General features: G+C 36.1%; 13 protein-coding genes. 10 read left to right on the plus strand and 3 right to left on the minus strand.

The window, feature by feature from the left end; translation table 11 throughout:
- The first annotated feature begins 38 nt into the window (after positions 1–38).
- The 4 genes from C1A40_RS12885 (at position 39) to C1A40_RS12895 (ending at position 4,717) form a co-directional block, all read left to right on the plus strand.
- Positions 39–1,955, plus strand: coding sequence for an ulvan lysase-like protein (locus C1A40_RS12885; RefSeq protein ID WP_102996244.1), 1,917 nt, complete (start codon positions 39–41; stop codon positions 1,953–1,955).
- A 458-nt stretch (positions 1,956–2,413) separates the two neighbouring features.
- A complete protein-coding gene (locus C1A40_RS18675; protein WP_199287706.1) occupies positions 2,414–2,818 on the plus strand; it encodes an alkaline phosphatase family protein in 405 nt (134 codons plus the stop codon).
- Complete coding sequence (locus tag C1A40_RS18325; protein ID WP_199287707.1) at positions 2,766–3,392, plus strand: sulfatase-like hydrolase/transferase; 627 nt, start codon at positions 2,766–2,768, stop codon at positions 3,390–3,392. The genes C1A40_RS18675 and C1A40_RS18325 overlap by 53 nt, the downstream gene beginning before the upstream one ends.
- 350 nt (positions 3,393–3,742) lie before the next feature.
- The gene (locus C1A40_RS12895) at positions 3,743–4,717 is read left to right on the plus strand and encodes a sugar-binding domain-containing protein (RefSeq protein WP_102996245.1); all 975 of its coding nucleotides are present in this window, start codon (positions 3,743–3,745) and stop codon (positions 4,715–4,717) included.
- A 31-nt stretch (positions 4,718–4,748) separates the two neighbouring features.
- Here C1A40_RS12895 and C1A40_RS12900 read toward each other — a convergent pair whose 3' ends face one another.
- Entirely contained in the window at positions 4,749–5,753 is a 1,005-nt protein-coding gene (locus C1A40_RS12900) for an IS30 family transposase (protein WP_102994224.1), read from the minus strand.
- Positions 5,754–5,793: 40 nt separating this feature from the next.
- On the opposite strand from C1A40_RS12900, the gene C1A40_RS12905 reads away from it, so the two are divergent.
- The 5 genes from C1A40_RS12905 to C1A40_RS18740 all read left to right on the plus strand — a co-directional run bounded on the left by C1A40_RS12905 (position 5,794) and on the right by C1A40_RS18740 (position 14,330).
- Complete coding sequence (locus tag C1A40_RS12905; protein ID WP_102996246.1) at positions 5,794–7,266, plus strand: alpha-L-rhamnosidase-related protein; 1,473 nt, start codon at positions 5,794–5,796, stop codon at positions 7,264–7,266.
- A 248-nt stretch (positions 7,267–7,514) separates the two neighbouring features.
- Positions 7,515–10,838, plus strand: a complete 3,324-nt coding sequence (locus C1A40_RS12910) for a glycosyl hydrolase (protein WP_102996247.1) — start codon at positions 7,515–7,517, stop codon at positions 10,836–10,838.
- 22 nt (positions 10,839–10,860) lie between these two features.
- Positions 10,861–13,224 (plus strand): alpha-L-rhamnosidase-related protein, encoded by a 2,364-nt coding sequence (locus C1A40_RS12915; RefSeq protein ID WP_102996248.1) that lies wholly within the window; start codon positions 10,861–10,863, stop codon positions 13,222–13,224.
- A 55-nt stretch (positions 13,225–13,279) separates the two neighbouring features.
- The gene (locus C1A40_RS12920) at positions 13,280–14,095 is read left to right on the plus strand and encodes an L-rhamnose/proton symporter RhaT (RefSeq protein ID WP_338418051.1); all 816 of its coding nucleotides are present in this window, start codon (positions 13,280–13,282) and stop codon (positions 14,093–14,095) included.
- Positions 14,096–14,132: 37 nt separating this feature from the next.
- Positions 14,133–14,330 (plus strand): hypothetical protein, encoded by a 198-nt coding sequence (locus tag C1A40_RS18740; RefSeq protein WP_338418052.1) that lies wholly within the window; start codon positions 14,133–14,135, stop codon positions 14,328–14,330.
- 2 nt (positions 14,331–14,332) lie between these two features.
- Here the strand turns inward: C1A40_RS18740 and C1A40_RS12925 are convergent, their stop codons facing one another.
- Both C1A40_RS12925 and C1A40_RS12930 read right to left on the minus strand, forming a co-directional pair.
- Complete coding sequence (locus C1A40_RS12925; protein ID WP_102996249.1) at positions 14,333–15,208, minus strand: hypothetical protein; 876 nt, start codon at positions 15,206–15,208, stop codon at positions 14,333–14,335.
- A gap of 257 nt (positions 15,209–15,465) precedes the next feature.
- Positions 15,466–16,401, minus strand: a complete 936-nt coding sequence (locus tag C1A40_RS12930; protein WP_102996250.1) for a hypothetical protein — start codon at positions 16,399–16,401, stop codon at positions 15,466–15,468.
- A 270-nt stretch (positions 16,402–16,671) separates the two neighbouring features.
- Between C1A40_RS12930 and C1A40_RS12935 the strand changes: the two genes are divergently transcribed.
- The gene (locus tag C1A40_RS12935) at positions 16,672–19,569 is read left to right on the plus strand and encodes a DUF1549 domain-containing protein (protein ID WP_241910411.1); all 2,898 of its coding nucleotides are present in this window, start codon (positions 16,672–16,674) and stop codon (positions 19,567–19,569) included.

The raw sequence follows: 19,569 nt of genomic DNA on the forward strand, positions 1-19,569 counted from the left end.
ATCAAACTATAGTACGTTTCAAAACGGATGAATTTATAATGAAAAGACGCAACTTTATACAACTATCAACTTTAGCAGGCTTAGGATGGTCACTTCCTTTTTTTGGAGGACTTCACTCGTGTTCAACGCAACCTGAACAATCCTTAGAATTTAAAAATTTAATCTCAGGACTTTTAAAGGATTGGTGCGATGGTATGTTAAAGCAACAAATTCACAATCCATCTAACCTAGAAGAACATGGGGCACTAAATTGTCCTTCATGTGAACATATTCACGGACGTTGTATGGATGCCGTTTATCCATTTTTATACATGGCCGATGTTACAGGAGAAAAAAAGTATGTAGAAGGGGCTAAATTGGTTATGCTTTGGGCTGAAAATAACGTGTCCCAACAAGATGGTAGCTGGACAGTAATTAGGAATCCAAAGTCTTGGAAGGGAATTACCGTATTTGGAGCCATTGCTTTAGCTGAAGGTTTACATTATCACGGACATGTTTTAGATGAAGAAACGAAAGAAGCATGGACCATGCGTTTAGAAAATGCGGGGCAGTACATTTATGATACGTTTACTATAGATTTTACCAATATTAATTATCCAGGAACCGCAATTTATGGCTTAGATTTAATTGGAGATGTTGTTAATAGAAGTGATTTTAAAGCCAAGAGTGAAATATTAGCAGAAGAAGTTAAAAATTATTTTACGCCTCATGAAAATTTGTTGTTTGGTGAGTGTAAAAAGAGTTCGAGTAAGTTAAGTGAAAAAGGTCTTCATGGTGTTGATTTAGGATATAATGTTGAAGAGACTTTAAATAGTTTGGTCATGTATGCACTTAAAAATGATGACCAAGCCTTATTGCAAATTTTAACTAAATCTTTAAATAGCCATTTGGAATTTATGATGCCTGACGGAGGTTGGGATAATAGCTGGGGAAACAGAATGTATAAATGGACTTATTGGGGTAGTAGAACCTGCGATGGGAGTCAACCAGCTTTTGGAATGATGGCAAATATCAATCCTGCATTTGGAACTGCAGCCATTAAAAACACCGAATTGTTACAAAGTTGTACTTCAGATGGATTAATTCATGGCGGACCACATTATGTTTCAGCAGGAATCCCGCCTTGCATTCATCATACATTTACGCATGCTAAACCTTTAACAGCGCTTTTAGATCATTGGAAACATCTACCTCAAATAAGCAAAAATGCGATATTGCCAAGAGAAACGGCAGATGGTATTAAGCATTTTAAAGATTTAGATGTGTTTTTATTTGCTAGAGGCCATTGGCGAGGAACAGTTAGCGCTTATGATGCTGAATATCATTATAAAGAAGATTTCAGACAAGCTTCGGGAGGTGCTTTGGGGATGTTGTATCATAATAAAGTGGGGTTAATTTGTACCGCAAGTATGGCAGAGTATCAATTGGTTGAAAAGAATAATCAACAAGAACAACCAGGCCAAGACATCTGTTTAACACCAAGAATTGAAACTTTTAAAGATGAAGTTTGGTACACTAATCTGTACGATTTGCCAGCAACAGTTACTTCAAAAGATGTTGAAGGCGTTATAGATATAGTTGCGCATGTGAAATTGAAAAATGGAAAGCGAAAAACAATTGAGGGTACAGCAAACGATTTTGACATTACCTACAGATGTAATAACAATGAATTAGCTATTTCAGTAAAAACCAATCAAAAAATTACCTCTCCAACAGCATTTGTATTACCCATTGTTTCTAAAAATAATGAAGTCGTTACAAGGCTAAGCGATACTGAAATTACAGTTCAAAAACCTGAAGGTTTAGTTACTATAAAAGCCAGTACATCAATAAAAATAAAAGCTATTGAAGGAAAAAGGACTTTTAATATGGTTCCAGGTGTAGAGGCCTTGCCTCTAGAGGTTTATTTTGTACCTAATAGTTCAAGCCTAGAACTAAGTCTTTCAGTAAGTTAGTGTATCCTATAATTCTAGGAATTTGAGGGTTCAGCTTTTTTAAGTTGAACCCTTTTTTATTTGGATAAATATAAGTTTAGGATATAATTGGTTTTATCGGTAATGCTCTTTTTTAGTTGCCTTCATTCACAGTTTTGTATTTGGAGAATGCAAGTTCGTTTGGTGTTTAACTCTCAGAATTGATATGTCAGTCTAGATTTCTATTTTTTATAGGCTTTTTCCTTTGTGTTCTTCTTGTTGTGTTTTTTGTCATTTCGATGGTATTTTAACCTTTAAATAGCAAAAAAATCAGGTATAACCATGCGATACAGGATAGATTTAAGTGTTAAGTGGGTTTTATTTACACAAAGCTAATCATAAACTAAACAAATGGAATTAAAAATAAAACAAAAACTAACGCCAGATATCATCCCGGGGGGAGAGGTGGCAAGGATTGGAATGATAGCACAAAAATTGAAATGCCAAATGCATGGGATAGACATCTTATGCCAGTTGCAGAATGGCAACATCCTCGAGGCATGATGCACGGATTAGCCAATGGAGAGATTCGGGTTACAAGAGGCGGCATGGACGTTTTTCAAATGGTAGAAGGGGGTGATTACATTTATCCAGATGGAGCAATTGCCGATGAAGCTTTAAAGCAATTGCGTGAACTGGCCAGCAATAAAGAAAAACCATTTTTACTTGCCGTTGGAATTATTAAACCACACTTACCCTTCGGTGCGCCTAAAACTTACCATGACAGGTATGAGGGCATTAAATTGCCAGAAATAAAGAACCCTAAAATACTGGAAGGAAAAACCACATGGCATGGCTCTGGTGAGTTTATGGGATACAACCGTTGGGGTAAAAACCCAAATTAAGGATGCAGCTTTTGCGGAAGAAGTACGCTTTCATTACGCCGCATGTGTTAGTTATGCAGATGCACAAGTAGGTAAAGTGCTAGCAGAATTGAAAAGCACAGGAGCGGATAAGAATACAATTGTTGTGCTTTGGGGTGACCACGGTTGGCACTTGGGAGAGCACGCCATTTGGGGAAAACACAGTTTGTTCGAAGAGTCGCTGCATGCACCGTTAATCATCCACTATCCTGGAATGAAGCATAAAGGCGAAAATACAGATGCCATCGTAGAGACACTCGATATCTTTCCAACTTTGTGTGATTTAACAGGGATTGAAAAGCCTAATTATATCCAAGGAGAATCGCTTAAAGATATCTTGGTTAATCCGAATACTGATGGTCATACAGCTATAGCATACACAAAAAAAGCATCAACCATTAGAACGGCAACACATAGGATGACACTTCATAAAGATGGGTATGTAGAATTATATGACCACACCACCAAAGGAAAGGAAACCAAGAATATAGCTAAAGAACATCCAGAATTAGTTGAGGAGTTAAAGAATGCCTTAAATACTAAATTACAGAAATAACAATGCCAAATAACACTTGGTGAAGGTAAAGGCACCAGATATGATAAATGTCAAAGTTCTTAGTGCGCTTATACCTTTTTTACTTTGAAATTACTCATATATAAAGCGACTATTTTTTTAGACAAAATAGAAAACACAAGCACGGCCTGAGCTAGGGTTTTGTTTTCAAGTATCAGCGAATAAGAGCAATTTTTAATGTGAAAGTTTAAAGTAGAAAAGGTATTAGGTGTTACTCGCAATATCTTGTGAAAAATTGTTAAAAAGGTTGCGTTACCCTATAGGGCAGGACAATAAAAAAAGCCACTATAAGTAAATTTAAAACTAATATCCTTTTTGAAGTTAAACAATAGATGAAAAGTGCTTTTATAAATCAAAACAAATTACGCTTACTTTTAGTAATAACCTTTGTTTTGATAAGTACATTAGGTCATGCTAATCGTTCTACAAACTGGGCAGACGCTCAATGGATTTGGCAAGAACAAGATGGGCCAGCCAATACGTGGGTGGCCTTCAGAAAAACTATTGATTTAACAAACATACCAAAAAATGCCCTAGCAAAAATAGCAGTAGATACCAAATACTGGCTTTGGGTTAACGGAAAAATGGTGTTGTTTGAAGGTGGCTTGGCTAGAGGAGCAGCACCAAGCACAAACTATTATGATGAGGTTGATGTAACACCGTTTTTAAAAAAAGGAAAAAACACGATTGCTATTTTGGTTTGGTATTGGGGGAGAACACGTAAAGTTCATGACGATAGTAGTAAAGGAGGGTTGCTCTTTCATGCCAACTTAGGAAATCAGCTATTGGTTTCTAACGCCAGTTGGAAAATGAAACAGCACCCAGCTTATGATTCCAAAAGTGGAGGAGGAGGCAAAAACCCGAACAGGGTAAATGCGTATAACGTAAAGTTTGATGCTAGAAAAGCCATGGGAGATTGGTCTGAAGGCGCTTGGTATTCTAATTCATTTGATGATGCTGAATGGGATAAGGCCATTGAAAAAGGAATGGCCAACAGTAATCCTTGGGGTGCTTTAGTAAAAAGAGCCATTCCACAATGGAACGATAGAGGCTTGGCAGATTATACATCACTCAGTTTAGCGTCCAATAAGAAGATTAATCTACCGTTTAAAAATTCATCGGACTCTTTAATTGTAATTAGTGCAAAGTTGCCTTTTAACCAGCAAATTACGCCTTACATTAAATTGAAGAGTGATGCTGGAAAAACAGTTGTTGCCGATATGGATAACCCTTTTAATATGCTAACGGGAACATATATTACTAAAGGTGGAATTCAGTCATTTGAAAGGCTGCATTCAAGGTTCTAACGCAACAAACGTTGCTTTTTTTTGTATGAGTCTAAGCTACAATTTTTAGTTCTTTTATCATAACTTCATTAGGGGTTTTAAATCCAATAATTTTACGAGGTCTATTGTTTAATTTTTCTTGAATTTCGATGAATGTATTTAAGTCAATTTTGTTAAAATCTGTTCCTTTTGGGAGGTACCTTCTGATGAGTCCGTTAGTGTTTTCATTGGTACCTCTTTCCCAAGAAGAATAGGGGTGTGCAAAGTAAATTTTCATACCTGTTTTCTTGGTAATTGTTTCGTGTCTTGCCATTTCAATTCCATTATCGTAGGTCATAGATTTTTTGAATATGGGATCTAGTTTGTTAAGTTCTTTAGAAAACATTTTAGCAATTTCCTTAGAGTTCCTGGCTTTTAGTTTGATAATTAATGTATATCTAGATTTGCGTTCTACGATAGTTCCAATAGCCGATTTTTGATCCTTCCCAATCATTAAATCTCCTTCCCAGTGTCCGATTTCATTTCTTAGGTTAATATGCTCGGGCCTTAGGTCTATACTGACTTGGTTTAATATTTTAGATCCTGTTCTGCGTCTTTTTTTAGAGGGTCTACGTCTTGTTTTTTTGCGTACGAGGAGTTTAATTAGTTTTTTATTTAAACTAGCTTGAGGCTTTGCATATATGTACCTATAAATTGATTCGTGAGAAATAGACATTATAGGATCATTTGGGAATTCTTCTTTTAGTCTTCCAGCAATTTGTTCAGGAGTCCATTGTGATAATAAGCCCCTATAGACATAAATTCGAAGTCTAGGGTACTTAGATATTTTATCAATATTTCTTTTGTTTAGGTAATCATCTTTGGCGCACCAATGAGCTAGTTCTGCTGAGTATTTATCTCTATCTGTTTGCACCCATTTATTAACTTCTCTTGTAACCGTAGATCGAGCTCTGTTAATGGTTATAGCGATGTATGATTTATTCTTTTTTTCAGTTAAAAGAGTCTCAATCTGTATTCTTTCTTTAAGGGTAAGTCTACCTGTTTTTTTTCGTACCATAATTACAAATCTATTAATTTAGATTTGTTGCGTTAAGTTCTTGAATACGGAAAGTTATTCGTGGATTAATGGTCACAACGTAGAATATACAATTCCGCCAGGTGTAGAAGTATTAGAGCTAAAATACCGCTGGACTGGTGTAGGGGAAATGACTGGTAACTTTGAAAGTAGCGATCCTTTTTTTACACGCCTATGGTGGATGGCTCGTAATACCTTATACGTTTGCGCTAGGGATGGTTATATGGACTGTCCGGACCGTGAGCGTGGTTTGTGGGTCGGTGATGTAGCAGACCAAACAGGAGCCGTTTTTTATACATTAGATGAACCAGGTCGATTGTTGTTAAAAAAGGGAATTGATAATACCATTGCGTATCGGGCTGGCGATACCATTCAAGGTTTGGCACCGGGTTTTGGTGCGTATCGCGGTAAAAGTAGTGAGCTAACAGGTCAAAGTTTACAATATATCGATCAGGGCATTTGGCAATATTATTTCAATACAGGAGATAAAGCCACATTACAAAATGCCTATCCAGCTGTTTTAAAATATTTGCAATTATGGGATATGAAACCCAATGGCTTACCAACACATCGCCAGGGGTATGCCAATTGGGTGGACTGGGGTATAGATCCCGATCCTGTACCTACCAATGTGGTATTGTACTATATGGCTTTAAAAGCTGCAAAAAAAATGGCTATAGCCTTGAATGAAACCAAACATATGGCTTGGTACGGTAACCGTATAAATAGTATTGAGCAAAATTTTGAAAAAGAGTATTGGCAAGGAGGACGCTACGGGTCTAAAAATAAACCAGTCGAGGAGCGTGTAAGTGCCTTAGCTGTTCTTAGCGGTTTAGCCAAAAAGGAACACTACGATATTTTGGTTGATAGCGTCTTGCTACCAGTTCAGAAGTCAAGTCCGCATATGGAATGGATTGCAGAAGAAGCCATAATGCTCACAGGACAATACGACAAAGGTTTGAAGCGCATGAAGCAGCGTTATAAAGAACAGGTAAATCGTAAATGGTTAACAACACTTTATGAAAAGTACCTGCCAAAATTACGTGGCACATACAACCATGCATGGAATGCTCCCAACTATGTGTTATCAAGATACATTGCAGGTATAAAGGCTACAGATGTGGCGTGGTCAAGCTTTGAAGTGAAGCCAAATTTAGCTCATATGACTTCCGTAAAACAAATCGTGCCATCGGTAAAAGGAGATATTACGGTTGAAGTGAAAAAAACAGAAAGCACTTATCAATTGAAATTAATGTCACCAGAAAAAACAGTAGGGACCATATATATACCGAAAGAAGAAAAAGGAGTAAAATATATTTTAATCAATGGGCAGAAAATCTGGACTAATAGAGAACTAAAAAAAACAATTAAAGGCATAACCCTGGAAGCAGAGAATTTAGAATATATAATATTTAAAGTCGATTCAGGAAACTGGAATATAAAAGCCTTTTCAACTAATCAAATGAAACACCAAATAAAATCTGCGGGTAAATGAATATTTTTCTAAGAGCTTCACTAGTATAAATGAAATGCATAAAGAAATGATAAAAATAAAACTAACACATTTTTTAAAATTTATATAGTCCTACTTTTAATGGGTTCTTGTGTTAATAGTAATGAACCTGAGATACTTAGTAGTATTCTGCTTTTGCAATTACCAATTTCTATGGACGAGATAAAAGCCTGCTGCCAGCAGGTTTATTAGTTCTCATATATGAAAACAACTCAAAAAAATATTATTGAATGATCTCAACTAAATTTTTAAAATTAGTTAATAAAAAACAAGTTTCTTTCGTTAGAAAAACTTATTACTATCAAACAAAATTAGTGTTACTCTCACTTTTTGTGTCTGTATGCTCTTGTAACCTTTCAAGGAGTCAAAAAATAACCAAACAAAATTATGATATCATTAAATCTGGATTTATCGAACCTACAGACGATAATACAATTTGGTGCTATTGGTACTGGATTAATGATGATATCTCTAAAGTTGGTATAACCAAAGATTTAGAGGCCATGAAAGAGGCAGGTATTGGTGGTGCATTAATAGGGAATATCAATCCAGCACACAAAGATGGAAAAGTACCTATGCTTAGTGAAGTATGGTGGTCTCACATGGTACATGCGGTAGAAGAAGGAAAACGCATTGGTGTAGATATTGGGGTGTTTAATTGCCCGGGATGGAGCCAAAGTGGAGGGCCTTGGGTAGATTATACAAAAGCTATGCGTTACCTAGCGTATAGTGAAACGAAAGTTTCAGGAGGAAAATTACTTAACATAGCGTTGCCACAACCTAAAAAAGAATTTCAAGACACGCATACTTTTGCTTTTAAATCTTCAGCAATTGAAGAAAACAGTACACAATTTATTCCTACGAAAATAAGTGCCAATTGGGAGGATGTAAATGTTGCTATTTTAAATGATGGTAATAAAGAAGATAATACCAGTTTTGAACCTAAAAAAGGAGAAGTTTTAGAAATAAGTTTTCAACTTTCAGAACCCATTACAGCGCGTTCTATCACCATAATTCCAAGCAGGGCTTTTAAATGTAATATGACTTTAATGGCCGTGGTAGATGGTGAAGAAAAAATTGTAAAAGAATTTCATTTTGACCGTTTTCGTATTACGCCAAATGTGGCATCTATTGAAACAGGTGATTTCGCAACGGTTTTGCCAGAAACTAAAGCCCGTAAATTTATTCTAAAATGTACCAATTTTAGAGATAAGAGAGGTGGATATGGTTTTGCTGAAATTAATATCTCTGAAGCACCTGTATTAGATAAATTCATTGAGAAACAACTGGGTAAAATGAATTCTACACCTGGTATTCAATGGGATTCGTACATCTATGGACAACAAGAGGCACTGAAAGATAAAAGTTTATGTGTTAATCCTGATGAGTTGATTGATATTAGTAATAAGCTTGATAAAAATGGAATGCTAAGCTGGGATGCACCTGTAGGTGAATGGGTCATCATGCGTATGGGAATGACGCCAACAGGTACAAAAAATGCACCAGCCGCACCACAAGGTGTTGGTTATGAAATAGATAAAATGAACAGTGAATTGGTACAGTACCACTTTGATAAATTTGTGGGGGAACTTTTAAAGCGAATTCCAGAAGAAAGCAAGTCAGCGTTCAAATATGTGGTGGCGGATAGTTACGAACAAGGTTCTCAAAATTGGACGGATGGCTATGAAGTGAAATTTAAAGAAAAATACGGGTACGACCCTGTGCCATTTTTACCTGTGCTTTCAGGAAGAATTGTTGGTAGTGTAGAACAATCCGAACGCTTTTTGTGGGATTTACGTCGTTCTATTGCTGATGATGTGGCTTATGAATATGTTGGTGGATTAAGAAAAGCAAGTAATAAGCACAATCTAAAAACTTGGTTAGAAAATTATGGACACTGGGGGTTTCCAGGTGAGTTTATGATGTATGGAGGACAATCAGATTTAATTTCTGGAGAATTTTGGAATGAAGGTACATTGGGGAATATTGAATGTAAAGCGTCCTCTTCAACAGCACATACTTATGGGAAACCAGTAACTTCGGCAGAAGCATTTACATCTTCTAGAAGGGCGTATTTAAGACATCCAGCTATGCTGAAAAAGCGAGGAGACTGGGCATTAACAGAAGGTATAAATCATTTTGTGTTGCATTTATACATTCAACAACCAGATGATAATCGTAAACCGGGAATGAACGCTTGGTTTGGTACAGAATTCAATCGTCATAATACGTGGTTTATTCAAGCAGATAGTTATTTTGACTATTTGCGTCGTTGTCAACATCTTTTACAGCAAGGTAAATATGTTGCCGATGTGTGTTATTATATAGGAGAGGATGCACCAGTAATGACAGGTGTTCGTAATCCAGAAATTCCAAAAGGCTACTCTTATGATTATATCAATGCAGAAGTTATTTTAAATAGATTGTCTGTAAAAGACGGACGATTTGTATTGCCAGATGGCATGTCTTATAAAGTGATGGTATTGCCACCTTTTAAAACCATGTGTCCAGAATTGTTAGCAAAAATTGAACAGTTAGTGCAACAAGGTGGAACTATTTTGGGACCAAAACCAGAAAAATCGCCAAGCTTAGAAAATTATCCAATGGCTGATACTCAAGTAAAGGAATTAGTCGATAAAATGTGGCATGGCGATTACGCTAATGGTAGAATGAATGTGAATTATGGTGAAGGTAAAATTTGGGATGGTTACGAGCTATCGGAAGTGTTTTCAGATATGAATTTAGCAAAAGATGTTGACGTTTCAGAAGATGCTCCGGTATTATGGATACACCGAAAAACTGAAGACATGGATATTTATTTCATCTCTAACCAAAGTGATGACACACTAAAAGTATCACCTGTTTTTCGTGTGAATAAAAAGATGAAACCACAGTTATGGGATGCTGTGAGCGGTGAAATAAGGGCTTTGCCAGATTACGAAGTTACAGACACAGGCATAAAAGTGCCATTAAAAATGCAGGCCGCTCAAAGCTGGTTTGTCGTATTTACGAATGATGATATTAAAGCTGATGTTAAACCTACGTACTCTAAAAATTTTCCTGAATATAAAAAGTTAAAAACCATTGACACACCATACGAAGTCGATTTTGAAAATAAAGATATTGCCGCAAAAAGACCTGTAATATTTAATGAATTAATTGACTGGCGAAATTCTGATGATGAGCAAATACAATATTATTCAGGAACCGCCATTTATAAAACTAATTTCAAAATGGATGAGCTTCCTGAAAATAAGGGTATTTATCTTAATTTGGGGGAAGTTTCGGTAATGGCAAAAGTAAAATTAAACGGAAAATATGTTGGTGGCGTTTGGATGGCGCCTTATCGTCTAAATATTTCTGAAGAACTTAAGAAAGGTAAAAATGAACTCGAAATTGAAGTAGTAAATCTATGGAGAAATCAACTGATAAAAGATAAGGAACGTCCTGAAGAGGAAAAATATACTTGGATAGTAATCGATAAAATTACGTCTGAAAGCAAAACACAACCCTCAGGTTTGTTAGGTCCTGTAATCATTGAAACCACTAAGTAATTTTATATATATAATCAGAATTATGAAAACAAAAATTAACAAGCAACAAAGTTTTTTACTTGTAATAACACTTTTAACATCACTGTGTTTTTCTCAAACGCCTAATTGGGATAAAGCCCAATGGATTTGGCAAGAAGAAGACGGACCATCTAACACATGGATGAGCTTCAGAAAAACCATCACAATTAATGAAATTCCAGAAATTGTTCAAGCAAATATTGCTGTTGATAGTAAATTTTGGCTATGGATAAATGGTCAAATAGTACTTTTTGAAGGTGGTTTATCAAGGGGGCCTAGTCAAGCAGGAGAATGGAATAGAAAAGAAAACATTACACCTACTAACTCTTGGTACGAAACAGTAGATATTCAGCCTTATTTAAAAACTGGAGAAAATACTATTGCTATTTTAGCATGGTATTGGGGGCGCGAAACCCATAAAGGAACCCATATAGACAGTGGTAAAGGTGGCCTGTTGTTTTCAGCTGAAATAGGAGAACACCATGTGGTTTCAGATAACTCTTGGAAAGCCATTCAACATCCTGGATATGATAACACTATTGAACCTGCAAGTAAGGCTTTAGTGCAATATCCTATAAAGTATAACGCACAAAACCCTTTAAATGATTGGTCAGAAAACGCTTGGTATACCACAAAATTCAATGATGAAGAATGGCCTTCAGCTTTAGAAAAAGGAAAAGCAGGAGTAGCACCATGGTATGACTTAAAGGAAAACTTTGTTCCGAAATTATTAAATCATGGTTTGAAAAATTATGCCAATTACGATACCCTGGAGTTGCCATTTACAAGTAAGGGGCAAACTATTTCGTGTAAATTACCATTCAATAAGCAGATAACACCTTATTTGGAAATTGAAACAGAACGTGCAGGCGATACTATTTTTATAACTACAGACAATCGCTTAAATAAAATAACAGCAACCTATATTACCAAAAAAGGAAAACAAGCCTTCGAAGGCTTTTCTTGGATGAATGGGCATGAAATTCTATACACCATTCCTAAAGATATAAAAGTAAACGCTTTAAAATACCGATGGATGAGTGTTGGTGAAATGGCTGGAAGATTTGAGGTAGACGACCCTTTTTACGAGCGTTTGTGGTGGATGGGAAACCATACGCTTTTTGTTTGTGCCCGAGATAATTTTATGGATTGCCCAGATCGAGAAAGAGCCTTGTGGATTGGTGATGTAGCCGACCAAGTAGGGTATTTATTTTATTCAATGGATCATGCGGGACGTCAGTTACTAAAAAAAGCCATTTTGCAAACTACAGCATTTAGCGAAAATGGGGTTATAGGTGCTCTCGGCCCCTTAAGAGTTAGGGAGTTGGTTGCACAGAGTTTACAGTTTATCGCACAAGGTATTTGGCCTTATTATTTGAATACAGGAGATCAAGAAACTTTAGAAAAAGCATATCCCTTTGTATATGATTATTTGGCTTTGTTTCCAATGCAAGAAAACGGTTTGCCAGAATACCGTATAAGAAAAAGTCCAGATTCTTGGGATTGGGTAGATTGGGGCGTTAAAAATACAGCCGATAAAAAACCAATTCAAATGGCATTTTACTATTTAGCCATTAAGGAAGCGAAAAAAATGGCAGAAGTATTGGGTAAAAAAGAAGACGTAAAATGGTACGATGATAGAATGAAAACAATGAAACCTGCTTTTAATAAATTGTATTGGAAAGATGGTTTTTATAGTAGTGACCCAAAAAAGTTTAAAGACGATAGAGCGAATGCTATTGCTATAATTTCAGGAATAGCAAATCCAGAATATTACAATCAAATTGTAGATAATGTGTTAATTCCAAACCACTATTCCAGTCCGCACTTCGAGTGGATGGCTGAAGAGGCGCTATTTATAGCAGGACGTCCTGAAGCTTCACTTAAGCGCATGAAGGAACAATATCAAAGTCAGGTAGAAAAGGAAGGCATGACGACTTTATATGAAATGTTTCCAAATGGAGGAAGTTATAACCATGCATGGAATGGTTCGAATAAGATATTGTCTAAATACGTGGCTGGTGTAGCGCCTACTAAAGTAGCATGGAGTGAGTATCAAATCATGCCCACACTTTTGCACTTTAAGCATTTGAAGAAAACTATTCCAACAGTAATGGGAGAAATAAATGTTGATATGAAAAAGACCGAAAACACCTATTCTCTAAAATTGGAATCTCCAGATAATGGTACTACGGTAGTTGTAGGCATACCGAAAGCAGGAAAGGAAATTAGTACAGTGGCTTTTAATGGTGTTGTGTTTTGGAAAAACGGGAAAAAGTTAGTTGAAAGTTCTGTAGTTGAAAATGAAAACTTTTTAAAATTTAGGCTTAAATCGAAAAATTGGCAAATTACGGCTACTTATAAATAACAATAGTACATTGTATGGGTTGTTGTGAGAAGATTAAAGTTAAAAAAAGAAAAATATGCAAGCAATATTAGGAGTATTATTTCATTCAATAGGAGGTGTAGCCGCAGGCAGTTTTTACATGCCTTATAATAAAGTAAAAGGTTGGGCATGGGAAAGCTACTGGATGGTTGGTGGCGTTATGTCGTGGTTAATTGTACCGCTCATAGCAGCATATTTAACGGTGCCCGGTTTTGTAGATATTATTTCGACTAGTTCATCTACCATTTTGGGTGTTACCTTTTTAATGGGGTTACTCTGGGGTGTTGGTGGTTTGTCTTACGGTTTAGGTGTTCGATATTTAGGGATGTCTTTAGGTAATTCAGTAGTTCTAGGGTTTTGTGCTGCATTTGGAGCTATGGTGCCTTCAATTTACTACAATTTCAATCCCCTAGTAGGTAAAATATCTTTTACAGAAATGATATTTTCTAAAGGAGGACAAGTTGTGTTGTTAGGCGTTTTGGCATGTCTAATAGGTATTGCGGTTTGTGGAAGAGCTGGTATGCTTAAAGAGAGCGAACTATCTGATGAGGAGAAAAAGAAAAGTGTTGCAGAATTCAATCTTGTAAAAGGGGTAATAGTAGCTGTGCTTTCAGGTATTTTAAGTTCCTTTTTTAGTTTTGGAATTGAAGCTGGAAAGCCATTGACTGATGCTGCAGTAGCCGCAGGTTATGATCATTTGTTTGCAAATAATGTGACGTTTGTGGTAATCCTATGGGGTGGTTTAGCCACTAATTTTATTTGGATTACCTATTTGAGTTTAAAAAATAAAGCCTATAAAGATTTTACCAATAAAGAAACTCCGATTTCTAAAAACATACTGTTTCTGCTTTAGCTGGAACCATATGGTTTTTACAATTTTTTTTTACGGCATGGGAGAAAGTAAATTGGGTAATAGTGCTAGTTACTGGATACTTCATATGTCAACCATAATTTTAACAGCCAACCTTTGGGGTATGTATAGAAAAGAATGGCAGGGTGTTGCTAAAAAAACAAAATATACTATTGGAGCAGGAATAGCCATCATTTTATTATCGGTGGTTTTGGTAGGTATTGGTAATTCGGTCTAATACTATTCTTGTGTTCTACATAAATTAACGTCTTTAAATGCAACATGGGCAGTGACATCCCCTGAATCCCCTGTGCCATAAGCTCCATATCTTGTATAAACGCGTTCGGTAGTATGATTATGTGTAAAATAGGTTTCAGTATCTCCTATTTTTATTTTTGAAAATGCCGTGCCTGTAGCATCGTATCCAGTTTCATAAATAAAAGTATATTCTTGGTTGTAATTTAGGGTTTTAAAGTTTTTAACATCTCTGCTGCCACCTGTATCTGTGGTATATGGATTAATGGTTACATGAGTTTCTAATTGTATTTTGTTATTGCTAGATTTTTTGGCGTAAAGTAAAAATTGAGCACTTCTGTTTGCTCTGCCTGCTTCTTCTCCTTTAATAATATCGCCTCCTGCATGGGACTGAATAATACAAGTATTTCCATCACTTAAATCTATAATTTTAAGGGTTCCAGTTAGAATTGTTTTTTTATTGGTGTCATGTAAAATCGTTTTAAAAAAACGTTCTACTCTAGTTCTAGTACCTTCATATCGTATTTCGCTACCAGTTATTTTGTAGCTACCCCAGATATTATCCAAATTTTGGTAGCCTCCAAAGGCATTATCAGTTCTACAATCTAGTGTGCCTTTATTGTTTGGGTTAGCAATATCATCACAAGTTTGTGATTGTGAAGCTGAAGGACCTAAGTTTGGGAAATCTGAAACCTCATCACAATCCTGAATTGTAGTAGAATTTGAGTTTTCCAGTTTTTGTTCTTCTACCATAGTCTTTTCTTTATCAGTTTCGTTTTCCGAATGAGTAGAGCATGAAAAGAAAAGCGCTAAGTATAAAATGAGTCTACTTTTAGCTATTATTTGAAGTAGGTTTTGCATTATAAAAACGTATTATTTTTTGTTAATTTATTGGAAATTATAGTTTTACCTGTCCGGTTCTGTCTGGTGTTTTATTAATTGTTTCCCAAAATAATGATGAAGTTACAAGGCTAGGAGATTTGGAAATAACAATTCAGAAACCTGGTGAAGGTTTGGCTACCATTAAAGCCAATACATCAATAAAAATGAAAGCTATGTAAGGGAAAATCATCTTTCAATATGGTGCCAGGCGTAGAAGCCCATTATCCATTTCAAATTTATTCCGGAACTTTATTTACGACCTTATTAACGCCGTCCCATAAAATTTCAGCTTCGCCACCATGACAACGATAGGCGCCAAAGCGAATTTTAGCTTGAATGCCACGCTCTGGGCTTGGAACATTCCAGTTATAATCGGTACCTCCAATACGTACATTCACATAATGTGTTCTATTAGATCCAGAGCCTGTAAACCCTGTATGCATTCTAAAAAATTTCCTAGTATTAGCAGGGATATTGGTAAGGAAAACCAATTGTCTGCCATTAACACCAGATCCACCTCTCTCCGTAATTTCTTCACGGTATAAATCATAAGATACTTGAGTACTCCCCGAAAATCTCGGTTTAGCTACTATCAGGCAGATAGCAGGGTCGGCAGAACCTCCACCACCAGTATGCTTTCCTTTAGCTTGAGCTATATAGGTACCCGATTTATCTCTAATATCATCACGGTCATAGGAATCACTTAAATGTCCAGCTCTATTTATAGTTACATAACCGGAAAACCGCACGTAACTACCATTTCCTAAATCTCCTGAATTAATTGCCGGTGTGGTACGTTCCATTCGTGGTTGTAAATCATCAATATGGTTGGTGCCGGCTGCAATTTTATAAACACCAAAAGTTTTATTATTATACGTTGTTTGGGAATAATCTGCAAAGCAAGTTCTGTCATCAATTTTTGAGCTAACAGTCTGGTTTACATCATAGCCATCACTATATTCATATTCCCTTGTAGGGTTTTTATATTGGTCATCACATTTGGAGGTATTCGTGACTTTAGCAGATAAATTAATAGCATCTTCAGGAGTAGTTGTTGTGGACGTCTCAAAATCCATAGAATCATCTTGTGGTGTAGAGCAAGAAATTGTGGCACCTACAAAGCAAATTAAACTTAGTTTAGCTAAGCTTCCTTTTAATAGTTTGTTTTTCATTTTAGTTAAGGTTTATTGGTAAAAAATATGTAGTTGGTAATAAAAGATATAAATTTTTGTGAATTTCTTATTTGAAGCTGTTTTTTCTATCCTGTTCTATCCTGTATATCTTTTTATTGATTTTTTTAATAATAAAAAATATACTAGGGAAAACAGGAGCTAAAAATCATATTGTAAACTGTTATTTTAGGCGGTAATATTAGTTTTATCTCGCTTATTGCAGGGCAGAGCAGGATAAGACTTTATACGAAAAAAAATAAATTCGAAGGTTTGTTTTCAGTATATGATGCAACAAATCAACTTAAACTAAACCATTCAATTTTATTTTATACCATGGAGAATACAAACTGGATACTCCAATTATTGGGGCGCTTACACCCTTTATTAGTGCATTTTCCTATTGGCCTATTGGTCGTAGCACTATTTCTTGAAATTTTAACCATTAGAGGAAAAAAACAAGGTTTACGAGACGGCATTAAATGGATGGTGTACTTAGGTGCGCTATTTGCAGGGTTCTCGGCATTATTCGGTTGGTTATTACGTACTCAAGAGGATTATAGTGGCGATTTGGTCGATTATCATCAATATACAGGAATCGCTACTGCGGTTTTGGCGATTGGTACCGCCTTGATGTTGCGAAATACCTTGAATAAACAACAGATAGACTTGCGGCTTTACAGAGGGATGCTAACGATAACAGTAGTCGTATTAACTATTGCAGGACATTTAGGAGCGAATCTAACGCACGGAGAAGATTATCTAATCGCTGTTTTACCTTGGAATAAGGAGCCTTACCAAGATGTGAAATCAGATTTACTGCTTTCTGAATTACAAAAATCGAAAACCATTACAGAATCACAGCAAGACCGATTAAACTTAGAAGTTAGAGCCATATTTGCCCATAAATGTTACCAGTGCCATAGCGAGAATAAGCAAAAAGGCGCATTAATTTTAGAAACGAAAGCTGGCGTTTTTAAAGGAGGTGAATCGGGAGCATCTATAGTGCCAGGAAAACCCCAGGAAAGCGAATTATATAGAAGAATTACTCTGCCTACCGGACATAAAGAGGTCATGCCTACCAAAGGAAAGTTATTAACCGAGAGCGAAATTACACTGGTTAAAATGTGGATACAGGAAGGAGCGCATTGGTCCGACCAAGCTGTAAAAGTGTTTCCGGAGGCCGAATTGGCTCTTCATAAACCAGAATTGCCTCAGACTGACCATATAGAACACCCTTTAGATAAATTAATAGACAACTATTTTAAAGAACATAATTTAAACTGGCCAGAGGTTGTAGATGACAGAACTTTTATTAAACGAGCTTATATGGATGTTATAGGCTTACTTCCTGAACCAAAATCTATTCAGAAATTTAAAGAAGATACAAATCCTAATAAAAGGGAAGCATTAATAGATACCTTATTAAGTGATCATACAAACTACACGCAGCATTGGCTAAGTTTTTGGAATGATTTGTTACGTAACGATTACTACAGTGTAGGAGGTAAAGCGCCCATTACACATTGGTTGTATTCTTCATTAATGAATAATAAATCATATGATCAAATTGTAACAGAGTTAGTAAACCCCGTAAAAGGTTCAGAAGGTTTTATTAAAGGGGTTAAATGGCGTGGTGTGGTTAATGCCAGTCAAAGGACTGAAATGCAAGCGGCTCAAAATATTGGACAGTCGCTTATGGGGGTTAATGTTAAATGTGCGTCGTGTCACAATAGTTTTGTGAGTAACTTAACCTTAGAACAGGCCTATGGTTTTGCAACTGTTTTTTCAGATACTATACTTGAATTAAATAGATGTGATAAACCCATAGGGAAAATGGCGAAGCCCAGTTTTTTATATCCAGAACTCGGGAGTGTAGAGGGAAAAACGGTTAGTGATAGGTTACTAAAACTTGCTGAGGTTATGGTTCAACGCGATAACGGAAGGTTATATCGCACCATAAGCAATAGATTTTGGGACCGATTAATGGGACGTGGTATTGTTGAGCCTTTAGATGAAATGGATAACGCGCCTTGGGACGCCCAAGTATTGGATTGGTTAGCTGCAGATTTTGTGGATTCGGGTTCCGACTTAAAACATTTAATTAGGCGTATTATGACTTCTAAAGTCTACCAGTTGCCAATGGTTAATTATAAAAAAGCAGAGGATTTAAAAACAAAGTATGTTTTTAAAGGTCCTGTAACTCGCCGATTAAGTGCTGAACAATTTTCGGATGCTGTAAGCCAAATTATAGCACCACTTTATCCGCAAGTTGCATTTAATCCTAATGGTGATGATATTAAAGCGATTCGAATTTGGCATTTAGAAGAAGAATTAGGGCGCGTTGTACTTCCTGAACCTGGAAAGCGCTATTTCAGAAAATCGTTTCATGTGACTAATGAAGCTAAAGATAAAGGAGAAATTTTAATATCGGTAGATAACTCATTTGTGCTTTACTTTAACGGTAAAAAATTAAAGGAAGATGAAAATTGGAAAACGGTAGATAAAATTGACATAACAGAAAATTTAAAACCAGGAAAAAATACTATTGCCATTATTGGCGGCAATACTGGTGAAATTGCTAATCCCGCAGGAATATTATTTGCTTTAAAATTAGATTATAAATCGGGTAAATCTGAATTGATAAAATCGGATACATCGTGGTTAAGCTCACGAGAACTACCACAGGGAAATTGGGTTGCTGTTAATTATGATGATAGCTCATGGAAAAAGGTAAGAAATTATAGTACGGGAAATTTTAAGAATTGGGGACAGCTCCTTGATTTTACATTTAAGCCTCACAGCGAAAAATATGCTCGTGCTAGTTTAGTAAAACAACACCCGTTTATGAAAGCTCTGGGGCGACCTAGTAGAGAAATTGTTACCACTTCGAGAGAAGATCAAGCCACATTACTTCAAGCCTTGGAACTTACAAATGGCGTCTTTTTTAATGAGATTTTAGATGAAGGTGCTCAGGCATGGCTAAAAAAATATAAGGACGACTCAAATGTAATCGTGCATAACTTGTATAATAAAGCACTTGGTAGGCAACCTTCTAAACTAGAAAAAATGGCAATGCTGGAAGTTTTAGGTTCTGAACCCAAAAAAGAAGAACTCCAAGATGCATTTTGGGCAGTTTTGATGTCGCCAGAATTTCAGTTCATTAATTAA

This window comes from Tamlana carrageenivorans (assembly GCF_002893765.1).
Lineage (GTDB): Bacteria > Bacteroidota > Bacteroidia > Flavobacteriales > Flavobacteriaceae > Pseudotamlana > Pseudotamlana carrageenivorans.